Raw genomic sequence first — 17,734 nt, forward strand, 5'->3', positions numbered from 1 at the left:
AACACAGTACAGGGCATACCGTAGCGTATCTAACACCATGACATTGTTCGGGTACTTTTCAATGAACTGTTCCGGCGTCAACTCAATGAAGTCAAGCCCGGCAAAAGCATCAAGCCTGCTCTCGGCGGCAGCTATGACCCGATGGATCAATCCGACTGCCTCTATAGCCAACGTGTGGGTGTGAGTAAGGCGGGTGAAGGCTTCAACCAGCTTCTGGCTGTCAACTTCAATCGTTCGGGCGTAGCAGTGGACAGGGTACACCAGGGCGAGGCACCCGTTGCCGAAGGAGTTGCGATCCTGGGCAATGGCCTGGATAGTGTCGAGATCGACGGGACCCTTTTTTATGAGGGACTTCATCAGGGAAAAATGGTCCTGCCACGTCTGGCCGTAACTTGTGGCCCGGTGCCCGGCATAGTGGATTAAACACCAGTCGAGTAGCAGGCTGTTGATGGTGGTAAAGTTGTAGTCTGCGATGAAACGGCACCAGCAATCAACTATGTCGCTTTCGTCGGTGCCATCCGGGTAGTGGCCAGCCCGGTTCATAATTTCGTCATAGGTGTGGTCACTCAGGGCAGCCCCGTTACTTTCCCATGGAGTGCCAACCCTGTCGCCAAGTTTAAAAGCCTCAAGAATAGGACGTTTCATGTTTTCAGCATAACAGGGTGGCGTGGATGGCGCAATATTTGCAATGAGTTACATAGAGTTAAACCCAATGAGATTATAGAGTTATCTCTGTTTTAAGGCTTTTAAATGAGTAATATCAGTAGAACAAAGTAATGGTGCTGCATCCAACAAATTATCACTTTTTCGCGCATGAGAGCAAAGGAGGCTTATGGACAATAACGAAAAAATAAACAGGGTCGCCGGTAGCCTAATCGGGTTCGCCTGCGGTGACGCCTGCGGGGCACTTGTGGAATTCATGACACCCGGAGAGATCAGAAGAAAATATGGTAGGGTTGTTGACATGCTCCCTGGCGGCTGGATCAAGGGCCGATTGGCTGGGGAGTGTACCGACGATACCCAAATGGCTCTTTGTGTCGCCCGGTCTCTGGTGTCAACGTGTGGGGAGCCGGACTACAAGGATATGTCCGACCGCCTCCTTGAATGGCTTGACTCAAAGCCGAAAGACGTGGGTAGCGCCTGCCGTAGAGGTTTGGAGGCATGCCGAAAGACAGGCAGCCTCTGTAATGGGGATGATACCACGCTTGGCAACGGTGGCCTTCTCCGTGTTCTTCCTTTCGCACTGGCTGGTAGAACATGGCAGGAGGCCATGGCGCACGTAGAGCTTACCCATTGCACCTCCCTACAGGCAAGGGCGGTCCAGTCGTATGTTTTGGCATTGCAGGCGGCGTTGGCTGGCGGAGATAAACGTGATATTGGTATGGAGATAAGAGGGATCGGAATCAGGCCCGTTGGGGTGAAGAACAACCGGGGGGATGTGAAAAACTCTCTTTCCTCTGCGCTGAATTGGTTCTTTACAACCAACACCTTTGAGGACTGCATTACTCAGGCGGTGAACGCTGGGCATGATGCGGATAGCGTGGCGGCCCTTTCTGGTGGCCTTGCTGGCGCGTATTATTCGATTGAAGCTATCCCGCAACAGTGGCGTGATGCCCTGGATAGGGGGGTACACGATGAGTTGATGCTACTGGCTAGGCCGCTTGCCGCTTTGTTTGTATGAACCGGGAGTCTGATGATGAGCCTGAAAGACTTGTAAAGAGATATGATCGTAATGTGTTTGTTATTATAGTTTACATGCCGCTTAAAAGGAACAGTTATGAATAATAAAGTGTGCACATTTAACATTAAGCAGAAAATTACTCTGTCATTAGCACTGATTGTGATGGCAGTAATGGGTATTTTCCCTCCTTGGTATGCTCATTTTAAGCGATCTACAGATTCTATTCAGTCAAAAATTTTTTATGGATATGATTGCATAATTCAAAAATACAATCCTAACCTTAGTAGCGATGCTGGATATGTTGAAGTAAATATGACTGTTCTTGTCATTCAATGGTTGGTGGTTATTTTCTTTGCTTTAGCACTTGTAATTATTTTAAGTGATGACCGGAAATAATAAAGGGATCTAAGCTTATTTGGCCCCCCACTTTTTCAGGGACAAGGAACACTCAGGAACCCGGCTTCATCCTGCACAACTTCCCCGTCCTGCAACAGTTCAGTAACAATCCGCTCCAGACGGTCACGACCGATTGAGCAGAAAGGCGCAGGCAGTTCAGCCCTCCGTGCGTGAATACCATTACTGCCGGGTCTTCCGGTCTTGGTGTACGGTCTCCCCTGCTTGTGTGCCTCTGCTATGGCTGCAAGCAGGGGAGACCGATCATCAAGGGCGCTGGCTTTGGTGGTATTCTTCTTGCCCTTGGTTCCTGATTCAGGAATACCGGAACCAGTGACGACCGGCGCGGCCAACATCTCCACCACCCCGGCAACCATGGCCTTCAGTTCGGAAAACTCAATCCTTGAGGCGACCAATTCAGTTTTCATGCTTGCCAACTCAGCCAGTACCCTCCCATCTGCCGGGATTGTGTCCACAAGCTCCACGCCGTCTTTCCTTGGCTTGATGTTAGGGTGATCTTTCCGCAAGGCCTTGATGTGTCTGCTGACAACATCCTTTTTGTCCTTGCCATTGCTGTATTTGCCAAGTCCTAGATAATCGCACAACTCCGTGAGCGAAACGACCCGACAGGGGCGATTCCTCAAATACTGATAGATCATCTCTTGCTCACATATGGTCTTCTGCAATATGCCTCCCATTACCTTGCTCCTTTCAGACTGGTATCCCATGCCCGGCATATTTCCTCACGGGCCGACTCAATAACGGCCTTCAACTCTGAGAGGGCCCGGGCATCTGATGCTTTGACCTTCATGTCCATGATCCGGGTGAGGGCGTGTTCCAGCGTAACCGGATAGATGAACGGCACCCAGATATCCTCATCTGTCCCGGTAGCCTTGTCGGTCCGGTTGCGCTGCCTGCATATTTCGTAACACATATCCGACGACCTCAGCAAAACGGGTGCACCTTTTACATCGAATTCCAGCTTCATTTTCTATCGCTCCTTATGGGTGTATGGGTTGACCTGTAAAAACGTCTCCACCAGCCTACACCAGCGCGAGACAGGTATTCTTGCAATCAGGCTGACGCGACTATTACCGTGACAGCCATCCGGCTGTCTGGTTCGGGCTACTGTTCCAAGTAATCGCCCCCGAAGGGCTGACTGAGTAGCCATTAGGGCCAGATGATGCCCCGCCCATGATGTCAGTGTTGGACAAGGCCGGTTGATTCATGTAGTACGTTCCCACAGCCCCTGCCGTTCCCAGTCCCTTCCCGATCATCCCGAAGGTGGCCCCCCGGTCGGCCATACTGGCTTCGGCATCTGCCGCCTGTCTAGTGAGCGCGGCCTGGGTTGATCCTTCAGCGAGGCTCATCTGACTATCAAGGGCAGCGGCTGACTGGCCACGGCCCATGGAAACAGCGGCTGACAAGCCCTTGGCTGACTGGTCCTGCGCCGTATTGCTGGCGGCGGTGTAACCGGCTGACAGCCCCCCAGAGAGCGCCGGAGCGACGTTGGTGTTATTGGTCCGGCCCGGATCAACACCCGGAGTAGGATTCTGCCTGCTGGCTTCGGCCTGCATGACGTTGGCGTTGGTCTGCCCCTGGAGGCGGTTGGTCAGGTTGGCCGGAGACTGGCTCACGTCCTTGATGAACTGGTTCTCACTCGGAGCCACCCTCGATTGGTAGTCGTCCCACTGTTTGGCGGCGATCTGGGCGGCGGCGGTCTGATCGGCGGTTATGATGCGCTGTTGGCCGCCCCCGCCCTTGAAACAGGTGCTACGCTCCATGAGGCGGTCGAAGAAATTCCAAGGTCTCATTGGTGGTCTCCTTCTGTGTGGAAGTGGCTGGCGACTTGCGTACACGCGGCAAACAGGCTTTCGCCGAATTCATCCCAGAGGCTTTGGGCGCTCAGTTCTCCGGCTTCAGAATATCCGTTGACGATATAAGCCGTGTCGCCTGTGCTGATGTCTTCGGGGTTCCACTGAATATCCTCAGTGAGGGGGATGTCTTCAGGGGGGATGGCCCACCACCAGAAGACGCGGGTAATTCTGCCGTCTGTGCGTTCTACAAAATACTGGCAGGCTTCGAGACAACGGATAAGACGCTGATAAAAAGGCAGCTCCACTTCAGGTGCCTTGCTGTAGAACAGGTCGCAGATTTCCATATACAGCTCTTTCAAATCATCGTGGCTGCTCATTCTTTTTGGTCCTCTTTACTTTCATCAAAGTTGAACTCGGTCTGCCGCCAGCCGGACAGGTCAACCGTCTTGTCCTTGGTGGCCTTCATCTAATTACGCTGCCAGCGGTTCAAGCTCTGGCGAATGCGGTCTTGGTGCTTTATGGTCATGACTCAGGCCCTTAGCTGTTGAGATACTCATTAGATTCTATTCCAAGACAAAGATGTAGATGTAGATGTAGATAGAGGTCGTGTACGGCCGTACACGGTCGTGTACTACCGTGTCCCTAGCTATCACCCTTGTCGTCCTCTCCGTCTGCTGCTTTCTCTTTTGCGCCCCGCCTGTTTCTCGAATTCTGTTCGCAGCGATGCCGGGTTATGCCGTATTCGGCAATAAGGCGGTTGTTGTAAATGCGCTTCATATCGGGATCGACCTTTAACAGCCCGGAGGCCATGATCTGTTCTTTGTGGTCTATCCAGGTGCCCTTATCCAGATTCAGCCAGAGGCTTATTTCGTCGTCATCATCTGAGAGCTGCGCTTCAAAGCCTTTATGCCAAATGAGGTCCAAAAGGTTTCCGAAAGTGCCCCGCACAAGTCCCGGAAGTCTGGTAAATCTGGGGTCTTCAAAAAAATCTCCTGGGTTGCGTGGATAGTATGGGTAGTCGTAAGGTTTTCTCGCCATTAGTGGCCACCCCCTTTAACGACTGCCGATGCCTCACGGAACAGCCGTGACCTGACATTCAGCAGGCGTTTTGCAGGGAGTGTGGCCCCAGACTCGTATACGATGATGGAACGGCTCAGTTCGGTAGACTCATGGAACTGGAACAGAGCACGATTGCCAGCGGCATTACGGCGGATGATAGGGGGGTAGCCGCTGGCGGTCAGGAAGGAGGCTAGGTCTATGGACTCAGTTTCAAAAACTCTTTCACTGGTGGAGTGCATGGATTACGCCTCCCCAGTTGATTTGGTGGCCTGTTTTCTGTTAATCGCTTCTGCCGGGCGACGGGTCGGGTACTCGGAAGTGTTCTTGTGAGTGCAGGAGTTGAAATAGTCATCAAGTGCGGCACGCTCATAGTAGCAACGATTCCCCACCTTCCTGAATACTGGGCCGCCGCCTTCCCAGCGTTTACGGCGAAACCAGTGGACTGACAGGCCGTAAAGTTCTGATGCCTCTGATTCTGTGAGTTGTTTTTTGTTAATATTGGTGATGATGTCAGACATTAAAAAACCTCCGTAATCTGTATTGTGATGCCTAAATACAGGGTAGGAGGTTTTTTGAAGAGAATAAGGGTATTTAAATTCGGCTTCTAAAATTTTTTGTTCGATGGTGGGCCGATCAGTCTGATTTCACGACAAGCCTTGATGGCCTCTGTCAGTAAACGATTGGCTGGGACTGGTCTATGCTCTCCTGTAACAATGTCCCGCTCGAATAGTTTGCCCCAAAACGGGTGCATTTTCAGTCGGCATGAACGGTCGAGGTCATCCGCGAATACTCCGAATTTTCTGCTTTCCTTGATGGCTGCCCGTATACTTTCTTCGCCAAGTGTCAGGGCTTTGAGCGGCCCCGGAAACATCTGCCACTCTCTTTGTTTTAAATCGTTTATTGCGGCCTCCTCTGACATGCCCTGTGCTCGTAATTCTTCGTAACACCTAGCGATTTCAAAGCCCAGGTGCTTTCTAGCCTGACTGCGGCCTGTGGCTGGTCGTCCTCTTTTCTGCCCTGCCATATCAAGCCGCCTGGGCCGTATTCAATTGAATGACTTTGGCGCCAACAACATCCAACATACGCCGTTCAATCTCGTTGCCGATCATCTGTGTTGTCTCCCGCAAGTCCTCAATGTCGGTTTCATCGTAATGCTGCCCCGTTACAGAGCCGTCAATGTGATTTGTCAGAAGGTCGGTATCCTCATACCGCTTGAGTTTTCGCCCAATGGTAATAAATGTGCGGCGTAGCGCATGAATTGTCAGGTCAAGTCCGGTGGTTCTCTTGAGGTGGTCCGAGCGCATTGACGCATGACCGCTTTTGTTGCTACTGATGATGGCCGGGAATACCCATTTACAGCCCTCTGGCATCTGAGCCTTGCGGCGCTCAAGGATTGTCATGGCCTGCCTGTTGAGTGGAATATGCAAATTCTCCCGGTTCTTGGTGTCCTTGATAAGCAACTCCCGGTGTTCGAGGTCGATGTTTTCCCACTGGAGCGTTGCGCTTTCGTTGTGTCTCATGCCGGTGTACAGGGTGAACAGCAACAAGTCGCGCCTGATTTCAGTGAGTTTTTGCAGGGCCTTGAAGAACACGGAGAAGTCGTTCCGCTTCTTTTCGGCATCAAAGATAAGGCATTCATGGCGGGCCTTGATCTTTTCCATCACATTGACATGGCGGCTTGTGAGAACTGCCATAGGGTTTGATTTCAGGGTTGCCGGATACTTCGCTAGGCCATAGTTGAGGACTGCCGATAGCATGACGGCGCTGTTTCTGGCGGCCATTGCCCCGGCAACAGATACCTGCTGAAATTTGTCCATGACAACATCTGGAGCCAGGCTGTTCACTTCCTTGAGGGATAGCGGCATCCATCCGGCGTAATGGCGCTCGATCAAGTCCTGATACTGTTTCGCGGAACTCTCCCGGCGTTCCTTGCCATCCCGGCGTTTTGTTTCGCGGAAGTAGGATTTCATCAGTTCTTGAAGGGTAACATCGGCACCGGCATTGCTGGAGGTGTCCCCCAACTTGATCTTGATACGTTCTCCAAGGACAGCATTACCTTCTTGGTCAACATATCCTTTGACCATATTCTTTGCTTGCTCAAGGGTAATCTCTGCTCCATATCGCCCTAGGGTCTTCTTGATAGTGCGGTATCCACCCTTCTTGCTGGGGTCTTTTACGTCTATCTGGAGTCTGAATGTTTTTGTCTTTGTGCCGACAACGAGCCCAAAGCCGGGCGTTTCGGTATCCCAATAGAGCGCCTGCCCCCCGTCCGTAAACTTGATGCTATCGATCTTTTTTTTGGTGAAAGTTATCTTCGGCATAATGACCTCCTTTGTCGGCGGTCCTTCCTAAACTGTGCTTTAGGTAGGACTTAAGTAGGACAAAAAATAAAAAACCCGCTTAATCTGGCTTATAGATTAGCGGGTATTAGGAAGGAAGTCAAGTTGTATGCTGCTGAAATGTAATGCTATTTAATGGTGGCGCGCAACCCTTAAAAAACCTGCTTTATGACCGGTCCTTGTATGCCTTGTAGTTGACCACCTGGATGTCTTCCTGCACCGACTTGACCCCCTTGACCGACCCGGCGATTCTGATGGCTTCCCGTTTTTCCTGTTCCGAGGCCAGGTAGCCGCTGAGATGCACCTTGCCCTTGGCAACCTCGATGGTGAAGGGGCGGTAGTCCAGGTCGGCCGAATTCAGCAGGGCGGTCTCGATCTTCTTCATCAGGATGGTGTTGTCGATCAACTCCGTTGCGCGCTTATCCGCTTCCTTGAGGTGGTGATCCCTGGCCGCCGCCACGATGCACTCCACAATGGCCTCTTCCGACATGCGCGACGTGTTGAACACCAGATCGTACCCCAGTGGGTCGTGCCAGTCCCGGTCGAAATAGAAATGGATGAAGCCGCCCCGCTGATGGTCGCTGCGGCGGATCATGGACTTGGCCAGGTCGGGATCGATCCATTCACGCTCGGCGAAGCGTTCGGCCCGCTCTTCGAAATCGGCGATAAAGCGGAGCCTGAGAACGTTGCGGCACTCCTTGAGCAGGTCCTGGCCGCCGCGGCCGTACAGGATCACGTTCCCCTTGCGGGCGAAATCCAGCAGGATGAGTTCCACCGAGTTAAGAGCCGCGGCACGTTTGCGATCTTCGACCGTGATGTAGGAGGGGGGCTTTTCATCGACCATCTGGAGCATGTCGGTCGTAAGGCCGTATTTGGAGGCGATGGCGCCGATCCGGGCACCGTCGACAAAGGTGTACTTGAGTCGCTTGGCGACCTCTTCCGCAATGTGATACGCCCCGGTGCCCATTTCCCGTGAAAATGTGATGACTGCCATCAATTACCTCCCTGCAGGATGAGCGTTGCCAGCGCTATATAACACGTTGGGGTTGTGTATACAAGAGGACAGTGGTAACCTTGAACCCTGAAATGATTATCGGGAGGCCCCGCTGCCGGACTACTGCGTCTTCATACTCCGTTTCCTGATCTTTGCCGCCGCCCATTCCCTTTTTGCCGCAACCGGGATCAAGCGAGTCGTCGCCCGGCTGTGCCATGGCGAACCACGGGGCTACCGCCTGGCCTACAACCTGTTCTCCCTGGTGCTGTTCGGCTGGGTGATGGCCGCCTTCCGCTCATCGCCGGTGCTCTACTTCGCCCCCGGCGTCTGGAGTCTGGTCATGTACCTGGGCCAACTCGTCTGCGGGGTGATCCTGGTGGATTGCCTGCGCCGGACCGGGGCGGGCGACTTCCTCGGCATCAGCCAGCTCGGCTCAGGCCGGGCCGGCGGCCCCCGCCTGGTTACCGACGGCTACTACGCCGTGGTGCGCCACCCCCTGTACCTCTTCTCCACCGCCTTCCTCCTGCTCAACCCGGTCATGACCGCCCAGTGGCTCCTGTTGACGGTCCTTTCGGCCGCCTATTTCGTCATCGGCGGCCTGATCGAGGAACGCCGCCTCCTGGCGGAGTTCGGCGACGAATACCGCCGGTATCGCCGGCAGACCCCCTTCATCATCCCCGCAGCCAGGGTCAGGCGACCGCATTCACCTTGACGGTCACATCCCTGATGCCGCTTATGGCCGAGACGCTCTCCAGGGCGTCGACAGCCAGTTCCCGGCCGTGCAGCTTGAGCTGGAATTCGTAGACCAAAAGACCCGCAACCGGGCGCCGCTCCATGCCGAGCAGCGTCATCGTGTAGCCGCAGGCCAGGACCGCCTGGGTGATCCGTTCGAGTTGCCCGTCGCAGTCGTCGCTGTGGACCGTGAGGACGGCATAGGTGTCCCGGGAGAGCATCCCCTCGATCTTTTTCAGCGCAATGAGGCTCACGAGCGCAATGGCGGTCACCAGGGCCGAGAGCGCGAACAGGCCGACGCCGCAGGCGACCCCCACGGCCGCGGCGACCCAGAGGCAGGCCGCGGTGGTCAAGCCCCGCACCGATGTCCGCTCCCTGATGATAGCGCCGGCCCCTAAAAAACCGATCCCCGTCACCACTTGGGCCGCCACCCGGCCGGCATCGATCCCCACCGGCAGCACGCCGCCGAAGTTGCCGAACATGCGGTAAAAGCTGATGGAAACGGCCACGAACAGGGCTGAGCCGAGGGATACCAGCAGGTGGGTCCTGAAACCGGCCGGCCGGCCGTGAATCTCCCGTTCCAGGCCGATCAGCGCACCGAAGAGCGCCGCCAGCAGGAGGCGCCCCATCATCTGGTAGTCGAAAGCGACGGGCGTCATGGCGCGTCGGTATCCGGTCCGACGGCGACCGTCAGCACGAGCCGCCGCGTCTGCCCGTGGAAGGAGATGGTCAGGGGGATCCGCACGCTGCCGTCGGCCTGGGGCAGCGCCTCAGCCGCCAGCGTCACCCGGAGATCGCCCAGGGGTTCCGGTTCCGACGGCAGGGGCACACCGGCCGCTTCCTCGCCACCCGCGGGTGGAGCGGGGCTCGGGACCGGGGCTCCGCCGAGGAGGCTGTCGGGCTGCGCGGGCGGGGCCCCGGCCTGGGGAGCGGCCACGGAGGAGGGGGGGAGGGGGGCCGGTTCGGCTTGCAGGGTGTGTTCCGCGCCGACCCGTTCCATGATCTGGCGGGAGAGGGCCGAGAAGGTTTCCAGCACCCCTTCGCCGTTCAGCGCCGTGGAGAGGCAGGCCGTGAGGTGCTCCACCTCCAACTGGGCCGCGGTTGTCGTCGCATTCGCCGCCCCGGCCCGGTCCGTCTTGTTCACCTGCAGGACCGCCGGCATGTCGTTCAGGCTCATGCCGTATGAGGCCAGGTAATCGCGCAAACGCTCGATGCTCTGCTTCTTCGCCGCCGTGGCGTCCGCGGCATCGACCACCAGCACGACCCCGTCGGCCCCCTTGAGGGTCATCTTCCAGGCGGCGGGATTGGCGACCCGGCCCGGCAGGGTATAGATGTGGAAACGGATGCGGTAACCGCCGAACACCGGTTGCTCGAACGGGCAAAAATCGAAGAAGAGCAGGGAACCGCCGCTGGCCGGCAGTGTTTTCAGTTCGCCGCGCAGCGACGGCTTGATCCTTTCGTACAGGTAGCGCAACGAGGTGCCTTTGCCGGCCCCTTCATGCCCGTAGTAGACGATCTTGGCGTTGATCTCGCGTTTGGCGTTGTTGATAATGGCCATGCCAGCTCCCGGTTTGTCGATTGAATATCCTCATTGCATGTGCAGCTGTTTCTTCTTCTACCAGTTTTCAGCGGCCACCTACCGCTTTTTGTTGAGCAGCAACCGTTTCGCCTGGGTGGAAATGACCGATGAAACATTCTTGCTCTTGGCGTAGCCGGCGATATCCTTGTCGCTCAGGGTGGAAAGGTAGCGCAGCGCGTTCTGGACCGGCGTGCGGTGATTGTCCACCAGCGCCTTGCGGATGCTGTAGTTTTTGACCCATTCCTTGTTGGCGCAGATCAGGCGCATGATCTCGTCGTTCTGGATGCCGGATTTCAACAGGGTTACGACCTCGCCCTCGGTCATGCGCGGGTTCTTGACGACGCTCCCCGAAACGAGCTTGTTTGCATCCTTGACCAGGATCGAGCGCCATTCCTTGTCGCCGGTCAGGGCCATCTTGATCTTTTCGGCAATGCCCAGCACCTGGGCCATCTGATACTTGCTCTGAAACTCCTCGCCGGTCTCATCCAGCGGAGCATCGGGTTCTTGCGGGGCGGCTTCGGCCGCTTCCCCGGGCTCGGACTCATGGGGGGCGCTGTCGGCAGACGGCGCAACGCCGGCCCGCTGGAGGATGATCCTCTCCAGGAAGGAACGGGCCGGTGCGGAAAGCTGCTCGTTCCCCAGGAGCGCTTCCCCAATGCCCTCCCGTTGATGGTGGACCTTGGCGATGGCGTCGAGGAGTGCCGGGTGGGCCTCGGACGAGCCGGCCACGGCGAGCAGCGTCTCCGAGGGCAGCGAGGAGAATGCCGCCTGCGCCGCAGCCTTGACCGCCGCATCGCCATCCTTCATCAGGCAGAAGATCAGCATGAACCGGTCGAACGGCTCCAGTGCCGGGGCGTTCCCGATGCCCTGGAGCCGTTCCCCGGCGCTCTGCCCCGAACGGAGGCAGGCCGCCACGGGGGGCGATATCTTCAGCTTGATCGTCTCTGCCATGATCCTTATATCCTGAGCGGTTGCGTACATTGCGGCGGCCGGGGTACGGTGCGGCGCCGCCGCCCCCATACCCCGGCCGCCATACGTGTGTTACGGGTGGGACAGCGATGCCTTGATGCCCAGCCCCTTCAATTTCTTGAGCACGGCATCGGCACCTTTCCTGTCGTTGAACGTGCCGGCGACAAGGGTCTTCGACGGTATGGAGACCTCGGCGTGTTTTACGGTCAGGTTGATGCCGGCCGCGGCCAGGCGTTCCTTCTCGGAACCGGCCCGGGCCGTCAGCAGGTAGGAACCGGCGTACACGGCAAACTTGCCGCCCTGTTCCAGGATGAACGCATCCGAGGTGTACCGTTTCAATTTGTCCAACTCCTGCTGGGCCTCGGCGCGGCTCGGGTATTCTCCGGCAAGGAGGCGGTTCATGGCTGATTTCTTGCGGCCTCCCGGCTTGACGGCCGTTTCGACCCCGGCGCCCTTGGCCCGCGACAGGTCTGTCGCCATGGCTTCTTCAAGGACATAGTTCCCCACCACGACCGTCCAGGGGCCGGTAGCCTTGGCGGGCGCCGGCTTCGGCTTCACCGTATCCTTTTTCGCCGCTGTCGGCGCTGCCTTTTTTGCCGGGACTGCGCCAGCTCCGGCAGGGCTCTTGCCGGGAGCTTTGGCGGCTTCGGCCGCTTTTTTGTCATTCCCCGGCGTTGGCGAGGGCTTCTTCACTGCACCGGCGGGCTGCTGTTTCGTGGCGGGGGCGGCCTTCGTGGCATCCAGCTTGGCTGCGGCCGCCGCTTTGGGCTCTTTTGCCGCGGGTGCCGCCTTTTTCTCGGGTGCTGCCGGTTTCTTTTCGGGAACCGCCGCTTTGGCCGGCTTGGCCGCTTCGGGCTTGGGAGCTTCCGCCTTTGCCGGAGGTGCCGCCTTCACGGCCGCCGGGGGCTCGGCCGCGGCCACCTTCCTGGCTTCGGGCGCCGCAGGCGCGGCGGCATTCTTCTGCGCCTCCGGCGCGCCTGCCGTCTCATCCTTGCCCGCCTGCCCGTTGCGGGGCGGCAGCGGTTTTTTCACCACCTGGGGCGCCGGGGCCTCGGCCGGTTTCTGCGCCTCCTGCGGCTTGATCAGCCCGGTGAAGAAATACAGGTACGCAAAAGCCGCCACGAGGATCAACAGTACAACCAGCAGCATATTCTGTCTGCCCTTTTCGGCCGGTGCCGTCGACTCGGGCTCCTTGGTGTCGTTGCCAAACTTGAAATCCATGAAAAAAACCTCCGTTGATTTTTAACCCGCGCAAGCGGTTATTCCTTCTTGACAGCCTGAGTCTCGGCAATCACCTTTTGGGACAGGTGCGTCGGCAGTTCCTCGTAGTGAGAGAATGCCATACTGAACAGGCCTCGATCGCTGGTCATGGACTTGAGGTCGTTGGAATAGGCCAGCACCTCGGACATGGGCACGATGGCGCGGATAATCTGGGAGTTGGCCTTGGGCTCGACCCCGACCACCTTGCCGCGGCGGGAGTTCAGGTCGCCGATCACATCCCCCATGCTTTCGTCCGGCACGGTCACCGTCATGTTCACGATCGGTTCCAGAAGCACCGGCTTGCACAACTCCATCGCCTTTTTGAACGCCATGGAACCGGCCACCTTGAAGGCCATTTCCGAAGAATCGACCGTATGGAAGGAGCCGTCGTAGAGCGCAACCCGGAAGTCCACCACCGGGTAGCCGGCCAGGTATCCCTCCTGGGCCGCTTCCTGAATCCCCTTGTCCACCGCAGGGATATACTGGCGCGGGATGACGCCCCCCACGATCTTGTCGTCGAACTGATACCCTTCGCCCCGGGCGGTGGGGGACATCTCTATCCAGCAATCGCCGTACTGACCCCGGCCGCCGGACTGTTTCTTGTATTTCCCCTGGACCTTGGTCGAGGCGCGGATCGTCTCCAGGTACGGCACCTTGGGGGTCTTGAGCACCACCTCCACGCCGAACTTGCGTTTCAGCTTCTCGACGATCACCTCCAGATGAACCTGGCCCATGCCGGAGATGATGAACTCCTTGGTCTGGGGGTCGCGGTGCGACTGCAGGGTCGGCTCTTCCTCGATCATGCGGTGCAGGGCCCCGTGGATCTTGTCCTCGTCGGCCTTGGTTTTTGGGGCGATGGCATAGGAAATCACCGGCTGGAGCTGCTGGGCCGGCTCGTACACGATCGGCTTGACGGCATCGCACAGGGTGTCGCCGGTCACGGTCTCCTTGAGTTTGGCCACGGCCACGATATCGCCGGCCACCGCCTGCTTGATCGGGTGCTGTTTCTTCCCTTCCAGTTCATAGATCTGGCCGATGCGCTCTTCGATCCCCTTGGTGGAGTTAAGGATGGTGGAATCGGAGTTGAGCACCCCCGAGTAGATCCTGAAGATGGTTATCTTCCCCGTGAAGGGGTCGGACGTGGTTTTGAACACCAGGGCCGAGAACGGCTCCTTTTCATCGGGGGCGCGCTCGATCGTTGCGCCGCTTTTGGGCTCGGTTCCCACCGCCTTGGTACGGTCCAGGGGGGACGGCAGGTAGTCGCAGATGGCGTCCATGAGTTGCCGGACCCCGATGTTCTGCACGGCCGAACCGCACAGGACGGCCGTAAAGGTGTTACGCATGGTGCCGACCCGCAGGCCGTCGATGATCTCCTCCACGGTCAGTTCGCCGCTGTCCAGATATTTCTCGGTCAGGGCGTCGTAGGCCTCGGCCACGATCTCCACCATGTACTCGCGCAGACGCGCCGCCTCGTCCCGGTATTCGGCCGGTATCTCCCCCTCGGTGCAGGTCCCGGAGCCGTCCTTGGGATAGAAGCAGGCCTTCATGTGGATCAGGTCGATGACGCCGGCGAACGCGTCCTCCGCGCCGATGGGCATCTGGATCGGCACCCCCCGCGCTCCCAGGGCCTTCTCCATGCCGTCGATGGCCCGGAGAAAGTTGGCCCGCTCCCGGTCCATCTTGTTGACGAAGGCGACGCGGGGAATCTCGAACTCGTTGGCCCATCCCCAGATATCCTCGGTCTGCGCCTTGATGCCGGAGATGGCGGAAATGATGATGACGGCGCAATCCAGGGCGCGCATGCAGGCGCGGGTGTCGGCGATGAAGTTGCCGTAACCGGGGGTGTCCACGATGTGGACGGAATGGCCGTTCCATTCGCAATGGTCCAGGGCCGAGGTGATGGATATCTTGCGCTTGATCTCCTCGGGCTCGAAATCCATGGTGGCGGTGCCGTCATCGACCCGTCCCAGGCGGTCGATCATGCCGGCGTTGAACAGGATCGCCTCGGACAGCGAGGTCTTGCCCGCCCCTCCGTGTGCGATGATCCCCAGGTTCCGAAGTTTGCTCGTGTCGTACTGTCCCATTGCATAGCCCCCTTAATAAATGAGATATCCCCTGCGTAGCTGCCACTTCATCGCTGTTCGTACAACGTTGTGTGTCTGCACAAGAAAGATGTATCTGCAGTCTCAAAAAGGCATCCCGGTCCAGCCGGCAAAGCGCCTGCGTCGGCTCGCTTCTCCGTGCCCCCGGAATCAGCTGTTGCGTTCGTACAGTATTCTCAGTCCCTCCAGGGTAAGGAATTCGTCCACCTCGTCGATGGTCTTTGATTCGGGCGCGATCAGGGCCGCCAGGCCGCCGGTGGCGATGACCCGGAACTTTTCCCTCGATTCCAGGCGCATCTGTTCCACAATCCCGTCCACCAGGCCGACATAGCCGAAGAAGATGCCGGCCTGCATGGAGTTGACGGTGTTCTTGGCAATAATGTGGGGCGGCTTGGCGATATCCACGCGCGGAAGCTTGCTGGCCCGCTGAAAGAGCGCTTCCAGGGAGATGGCCAGGCCGGGGGCAATGGCGCCGCCGCAGTACTCGCCCTTGGCGTTGACGTAGTCGAAGGTGGTGGCGGTGCCGAAATCCACGATCACCAGGGCGCATTTGTGCTTCTCGTATCCCGCCACGGCATTGACGATACGGTCGGCCCCCACCTCCCGGGGGTTATCGTACTGGATCGGCATGCCGCTTTTGATCCCCGGGCCGACCACGTAGGGGGTCAGGTTGAAAAAATCCCGGGCGATGGCCTCCATCACGCCGGTGAGCGGGGGAACGACCGAGGAGATGATGGCGGCGGTTATGGCGGGGAAGTCGAGACCGGCCTGGCCGAACAGGCTGTGGAGCAGGACCGCGTATTCGTCGGATGTGCGCGACTTGTCCGTGGAGAGCCGCCAGTTGCGCATGAGCCGCGGCCCCTCGTAGATGCCCAAAACGATATTGCTGTTGCCGACGTCAATCACCAGAAGCATTTCAGAGCACCCTCACATCCCCACTGAGTATTCGTTCGATCGTGCCGTCCGGCTGGCGCACCAGCAGGGCACCGTCGCCATCGATGCCGGCGAACAGCCCCCGGATGTCGTCACGGCCGTGGTCGCTGACCACCACCTCGCGGCCGTTGGCGTTGCAGCGCTCCTGCCATTCCCGGCGCACCGGGACGAAGCCGTGGTCGAGAAAGGCGGCATAGAGCCGGTCCAGTTCGTTCAGGAGAAACGCCGTGAAGCGTGCCCGACCGACCTTGGCCCCCCCTTCGATGAGGAGCGAGGTGGCGGGGTGGCGCAGGTCGCCGGGGAACTGGTCGGCCGTCATGTTCAGGTTGACGCCGATCCCCAGGATGACGAAATTGATGCCATCGTTGATGCCGTCGGTTTCGGCGCTCATTTCGTTGAGCAGTCCGGCCACCTTTTTGCCGTCGATCAGCACGTCGTTGGGCCATTTGATCTCCGGCTTCAGGCCGGTGGTCTGCTCGATGGCCCGGGCGGTGGCGACGGCGGAGAGGAAGGTGAGTTGGGGGGCCTCAAAGGGTTTGATCCGCGGGCGCAGGATGACCGAACAGTAGAGGTTGGCCCCCGGCGGGGACGACCAGATGCGCCCCAGGCGTCCCTTGCCCCTGCTCTGCTCCTCGGCGGTTACCACCGTCCCCTCGACGGCTCCCTCTTCCGCCAGGCGAAAGGCCTCGGAATTGGTGGAGGTCGTGGTGGCCAGGTTGACCAGCCGGGTGCCGATGAGCGCACTGTGCAACTGCACGCTTATTTCTTCGGCCGCCAGGGTATCGGGCGACGAAAGCAGCCGGTATCCCCGGGAGGGAACCGCCTCCACCCGGTAGCCGGCGCCCCTGAGTGCCGAGATGTGTTTCCAGACTGCGGTGCGTGAGATGCCGAGTTCCTTGCTGAGTTGCTCGCCGGAAACGAACCCGCTCTGTTGCCGGAAAAATCGCAGGATAGTGGCTGCCTTTTGGTGCATTGAACGACTCCTGCAGGGTAGCGGTGCGGGTAACAGGTTTTTCTGCACCCCGTTAATCCAGCAGCATGGAGATATCCATGGCCCGGGCCGAATGGGTCAGGGCGCCGACGGAAATGATATCGACCCCGGTTTCGGCGATGGCGCGCACCGTTTCCAGATTGACCCCGCCGGACGCCTCGACCAGCGCGCGGCCGGCAATGGCCGTCACGGCGGAACGCATGTCCGCGAGGTTCATGTTGTCCAGCATGATGATGTCGGCGCCGCTCGCCAGCGCCTCCTCGACCTGGGCCAGGGTTTCGGTCTCGATCTCGATCTTCAGGGTATGGGGGATATAGGCCCGGGCCCGCGCGATCGCCACCCCGATGCCGCCGGTGGCGGCAATATGGTTTTCCTTGATCAGAACGCCGTCGTAGAGCCCGGTCCGATGGTTGATGCCCCCTCCGACGCGCACGGCGTATTTTTCCAGTTCCCGCAGGCCGGGGGTGGTCTTGCGGGTATCGACGATGCGCGCCCCGGTTCCCGCCACCGCCGCCACATAGCGCGAGGTGAGGGTGGCGATGCCGCTCAGGCGCTGGAGCAGGTTCAGGGCCACCCGCTCGCCCATGAGCAGTTCGGCCGTGGTGCCGCGCACCGAGGCGATGACGGCCCCCCTGGCGGCCGGCATCCCCTCCGCCAGGCAGGCATGGAACTCTATGGCGGGGTTGAGGCGTTTGAATACCCTCTCGGCCACGAACAGCCCGGCCAGGAGCATCTCCTCTTTGGCGATCAGACGGGCCGAAGCCCGGCTGTCGGCGGGGATCAGCGCCTGGGTGGTGATGTCTCCGGTATGAATGTCTTCGCGCAGGGCCTGGTCTATGAGATTGTCGAGTGTGAGCATCGTCTGTGAGTCCACCTTGAATGGGG

General features: G+C 58.6%; 21 protein-coding genes. 3 read left to right on the top strand and 18 right to left on the bottom strand.

Annotation, left to right across the window (positions count from 1 at the left end):
- A partial coding sequence (locus F6V30_RS10710; RefSeq protein ID WP_151156981.1) for an ADP-ribosylglycohydrolase family protein occupies positions 1–645 on the bottom strand: 645 nt, incomplete at its 3' end.
- A gap of 187 nt (positions 646–832) precedes the next feature.
- Here F6V30_RS10710 and F6V30_RS10715 point away from each other — a divergent pair.
- Both F6V30_RS10715 and F6V30_RS10720 read left to right on the top strand, forming a co-directional pair.
- The gene (locus tag F6V30_RS10715) at positions 833–1,681 is read left to right on the top strand and encodes an ADP-ribosylglycohydrolase family protein (RefSeq protein ID WP_151156982.1); all 849 of its coding nucleotides are present in this window, start codon (positions 833–835) and stop codon (positions 1,679–1,681) included.
- 96 nt (positions 1,682–1,777) lie between these two features.
- On the top strand, positions 1,778–2,077 hold the full coding sequence (locus F6V30_RS10720; protein WP_151156983.1) for a hypothetical protein: 300 nt from the start codon (positions 1,778–1,780) through the stop codon (positions 2,075–2,077).
- A 35-nt stretch (positions 2,078–2,112) separates the two neighbouring features.
- On the opposite strand, the gene F6V30_RS10725 is transcribed toward F6V30_RS10720, so the two are convergent.
- The 9 genes from F6V30_RS10725 to F6V30_RS10765 all read right to left on the bottom strand — a co-directional run bounded on the left by F6V30_RS10725 (position 2,113) and on the right by F6V30_RS10765 (position 8,283).
- Positions 2,113–2,772, bottom strand: coding sequence for a hypothetical protein (locus tag F6V30_RS10725; protein ID WP_191965661.1), 660 nt, complete (start codon positions 2,770–2,772; stop codon positions 2,113–2,115).
- Positions 2,772–3,062 (bottom strand): hypothetical protein, encoded by a 291-nt coding sequence (locus F6V30_RS10730; RefSeq protein WP_151156985.1) that lies wholly within the window; start codon positions 3,060–3,062, stop codon positions 2,772–2,774. The genes F6V30_RS10725 and F6V30_RS10730 overlap by 1 nt, the downstream gene beginning before the upstream one ends.
- A 103-nt stretch (positions 3,063–3,165) precedes the next feature.
- Positions 3,166–3,888: a hypothetical protein gene (locus F6V30_RS10735; protein ID WP_151156986.1), complete on the bottom strand. Its 723-nt coding sequence runs from the start codon at positions 3,886–3,888 to the stop codon at positions 3,166–3,168.
- Positions 3,885–4,268, bottom strand: coding sequence for a hypothetical protein (locus F6V30_RS10740; RefSeq protein WP_151156987.1), 384 nt, complete (start codon positions 4,266–4,268; stop codon positions 3,885–3,887). The genes F6V30_RS10735 and F6V30_RS10740 overlap by 4 nt, the downstream gene beginning before the upstream one ends.
- Positions 4,269–4,533: 265 nt before the next feature.
- The gene (locus F6V30_RS10745) at positions 4,534–4,929 is read right to left on the bottom strand and encodes a DUF1376 domain-containing protein (RefSeq protein ID WP_151156988.1); all 396 of its coding nucleotides are present in this window, start codon (positions 4,927–4,929) and stop codon (positions 4,534–4,536) included.
- Positions 4,930–5,192: 263 nt separating this feature from the next.
- Positions 5,193–5,468: a helix-turn-helix transcriptional regulator gene (locus tag F6V30_RS10750; RefSeq protein ID WP_151156989.1), complete on the bottom strand. Its 276-nt coding sequence runs from the start codon at positions 5,466–5,468 to the stop codon at positions 5,193–5,195.
- 86 nt (positions 5,469–5,554) lie between these two features.
- A complete protein-coding gene (locus F6V30_RS10755; RefSeq protein WP_151156990.1) occupies positions 5,555–5,974 on the bottom strand; it encodes a hypothetical protein in 420 nt (139 codons plus the stop codon).
- Position 5,975: 1 nt separating this feature from the next.
- Complete coding sequence (locus F6V30_RS10760; RefSeq protein WP_151156991.1) at positions 5,976–7,271, bottom strand: tyrosine-type recombinase/integrase; 1,296 nt, start codon at positions 7,269–7,271, stop codon at positions 5,976–5,978.
- A gap of 184 nt (positions 7,272–7,455) precedes the next feature.
- Positions 7,456–8,283, bottom strand: a complete 828-nt coding sequence (locus F6V30_RS10765) for a cytidylate kinase family protein (RefSeq protein WP_151156992.1) — start codon at positions 8,281–8,283, stop codon at positions 7,456–7,458.
- Between the two features lie 133 nt (positions 8,284–8,416).
- On the opposite strand from F6V30_RS10765, the gene F6V30_RS10770 reads away from it, so the two are divergent.
- A complete protein-coding gene (locus F6V30_RS10770; RefSeq protein ID WP_275938145.1) occupies positions 8,417–8,995 on the top strand; it encodes a methyltransferase family protein in 579 nt (192 codons plus the stop codon).
- Here the strand turns inward: F6V30_RS10770 and F6V30_RS10775 are convergent.
- The 8 genes from F6V30_RS10775 to nadC all read right to left on the bottom strand — a co-directional run bounded on the left by F6V30_RS10775 (position 8,973) and on the right by nadC (position 17,708).
- Complete coding sequence (locus F6V30_RS10775) at positions 8,973–9,674, bottom strand: MgtC/SapB family protein (protein ID WP_151156994.1); 702 nt, start codon at positions 9,672–9,674, stop codon at positions 8,973–8,975. The two genes, F6V30_RS10770 and F6V30_RS10775, sit on opposite strands and share 23 nt — an antisense overlap.
- Entirely contained in the window at positions 9,671–10,573 is a 903-nt protein-coding gene (locus F6V30_RS10780) for a GTP-binding protein (protein WP_151156995.1), read from the bottom strand. The genes F6V30_RS10775 and F6V30_RS10780 overlap by 4 nt, the downstream gene beginning before the upstream one ends.
- 78 nt (positions 10,574–10,651) lie before the next feature.
- The gene (locus F6V30_RS10785) at positions 10,652–11,545 is read right to left on the bottom strand and encodes a hypothetical protein (protein WP_151156996.1); all 894 of its coding nucleotides are present in this window, start codon (positions 11,543–11,545) and stop codon (positions 10,652–10,654) included.
- Between the two features lie 90 nt (positions 11,546–11,635).
- Positions 11,636–12,784 (bottom strand): SPOR domain-containing protein, encoded by a 1,149-nt coding sequence (locus F6V30_RS10790; RefSeq protein WP_151156997.1) that lies wholly within the window; start codon positions 12,782–12,784, stop codon positions 11,636–11,638.
- A gap of 38 nt (positions 12,785–12,822) precedes the next feature.
- On the bottom strand, positions 12,823–14,907 hold the full coding sequence (fusA, locus tag F6V30_RS10795) for an elongation factor G (protein ID WP_151156998.1): 2,085 nt from the start codon (positions 14,905–14,907) through the stop codon (positions 12,823–12,825).
- 168 nt (positions 14,908–15,075) lie between these two features.
- Complete coding sequence (locus tag F6V30_RS10800) at positions 15,076–15,840, bottom strand: type III pantothenate kinase (protein ID WP_151156999.1); 765 nt, start codon at positions 15,838–15,840, stop codon at positions 15,076–15,078.
- A 1-nt stretch (position 15,841) separates the two neighbouring features.
- Complete coding sequence (locus tag F6V30_RS10805; protein ID WP_151157000.1) at positions 15,842–16,831, bottom strand: biotin--[acetyl-CoA-carboxylase] ligase; 990 nt, start codon at positions 16,829–16,831, stop codon at positions 15,842–15,844.
- 52 nt (positions 16,832–16,883) lie between these two features.
- Positions 16,884–17,708: a carboxylating nicotinate-nucleotide diphosphorylase gene (gene nadC / locus F6V30_RS10810; RefSeq protein WP_151157001.1), complete on the bottom strand. Its 825-nt coding sequence runs from the start codon at positions 17,706–17,708 to the stop codon at positions 16,884–16,886.
- Positions 17,709–17,734 lie beyond the last annotated feature (26 nt).

It is taken from the genome of Oryzomonas sagensis (assembly GCF_008802355.1).
Lineage (GTDB): Bacteria > Desulfobacterota > Desulfuromonadia > Geobacterales > Pseudopelobacteraceae > Oryzomonas > Oryzomonas sagensis.

Excerpts from the sequence above, each read along its gene's own strand:
- F6V30_RS10715 (WP_151156982.1), top strand. The coding sequence starts at position 833 with ATGGACAATAACGAAAAAATAAACAGGGTCGCCGGTAGCCTAATCGGG.
- F6V30_RS10720 (WP_151156983.1), top strand. The coding sequence starts at position 1,778 with ATGAATAATAAAGTGTGCACATTTAACATTAAGCAGAAAATTACTCTG.
- F6V30_RS10725 (WP_191965661.1), bottom strand. The coding sequence starts at position 2,772 with ATGGGAGGCATATTGCAGAAGACCATATGTGAGCAAGAGATGATCTAT.
- F6V30_RS10730 (WP_151156985.1), bottom strand. The coding sequence starts at position 3,062 with ATGAAGCTGGAATTCGATGTAAAAGGTGCACCCGTTTTGCTGAGGTCG.
- F6V30_RS10735 (WP_151156986.1), bottom strand. The coding sequence starts at position 3,888 with ATGAGACCTTGGAATTTCTTCGACCGCCTCATGGAGCGTAGCACCTGT.
- F6V30_RS10740 (WP_151156987.1), bottom strand. The coding sequence starts at position 4,268 with ATGAGCAGCCACGATGATTTGAAAGAGCTGTATATGGAAATCTGCGAC.
- F6V30_RS10745 (WP_151156988.1), bottom strand. The coding sequence starts at position 4,929 with ATGGCGAGAAAACCTTACGACTACCCATACTATCCACGCAACCCAGGA.
- F6V30_RS10750 (WP_151156989.1), bottom strand. The coding sequence starts at position 5,468 with ATGTCTGACATCATCACCAATATTAACAAAAAACAACTCACAGAATCA.
- F6V30_RS10755 (WP_151156990.1), bottom strand. The coding sequence starts at position 5,974 with ATGGCAGGGCAGAAAAGAGGACGACCAGCCACAGGCCGCAGTCAGGCT.
- F6V30_RS10760 (WP_151156991.1), bottom strand. The coding sequence starts at position 7,271 with ATGCCGAAGATAACTTTCACCAAAAAAAAGATCGATAGCATCAAGTTT.
- F6V30_RS10765 (WP_151156992.1), bottom strand. The coding sequence starts at position 8,283 with ATGGCAGTCATCACATTTTCACGGGAAATGGGCACCGGGGCGTATCAC.
- F6V30_RS10775 (WP_151156994.1), bottom strand. The coding sequence starts at position 9,674 with ATGACGCCCGTCGCTTTCGACTACCAGATGATGGGGCGCCTCCTGCTG.
- F6V30_RS10780 (WP_151156995.1), bottom strand. The coding sequence starts at position 10,573 with ATGGCCATTATCAACAACGCCAAACGCGAGATCAACGCCAAGATCGTC.
- F6V30_RS10785 (WP_151156996.1), bottom strand. The coding sequence starts at position 11,545 with ATGGCAGAGACGATCAAGCTGAAGATATCGCCCCCCGTGGCGGCCTGC.
- F6V30_RS10790 (WP_151156997.1), bottom strand. The coding sequence starts at position 12,784 with ATGGATTTCAAGTTTGGCAACGACACCAAGGAGCCCGAGTCGACGGCA.
- fusA (WP_151156998.1), bottom strand. The coding sequence starts at position 14,907 with ATGGGACAGTACGACACGAGCAAACTTCGGAACCTGGGGATCATCGCA.
- F6V30_RS10800 (WP_151156999.1), bottom strand. The coding sequence starts at position 15,840 with ATGCTTCTGGTGATTGACGTCGGCAACAGCAATATCGTTTTGGGCATC.
- F6V30_RS10805 (WP_151157000.1), bottom strand. The coding sequence starts at position 16,831 with ATGCACCAAAAGGCAGCCACTATCCTGCGATTTTTCCGGCAACAGAGC.
- nadC (WP_151157001.1), bottom strand. The coding sequence starts at position 17,708 with ATGCTCACACTCGACAATCTCATAGACCAGGCCCTGCGCGAAGACATT.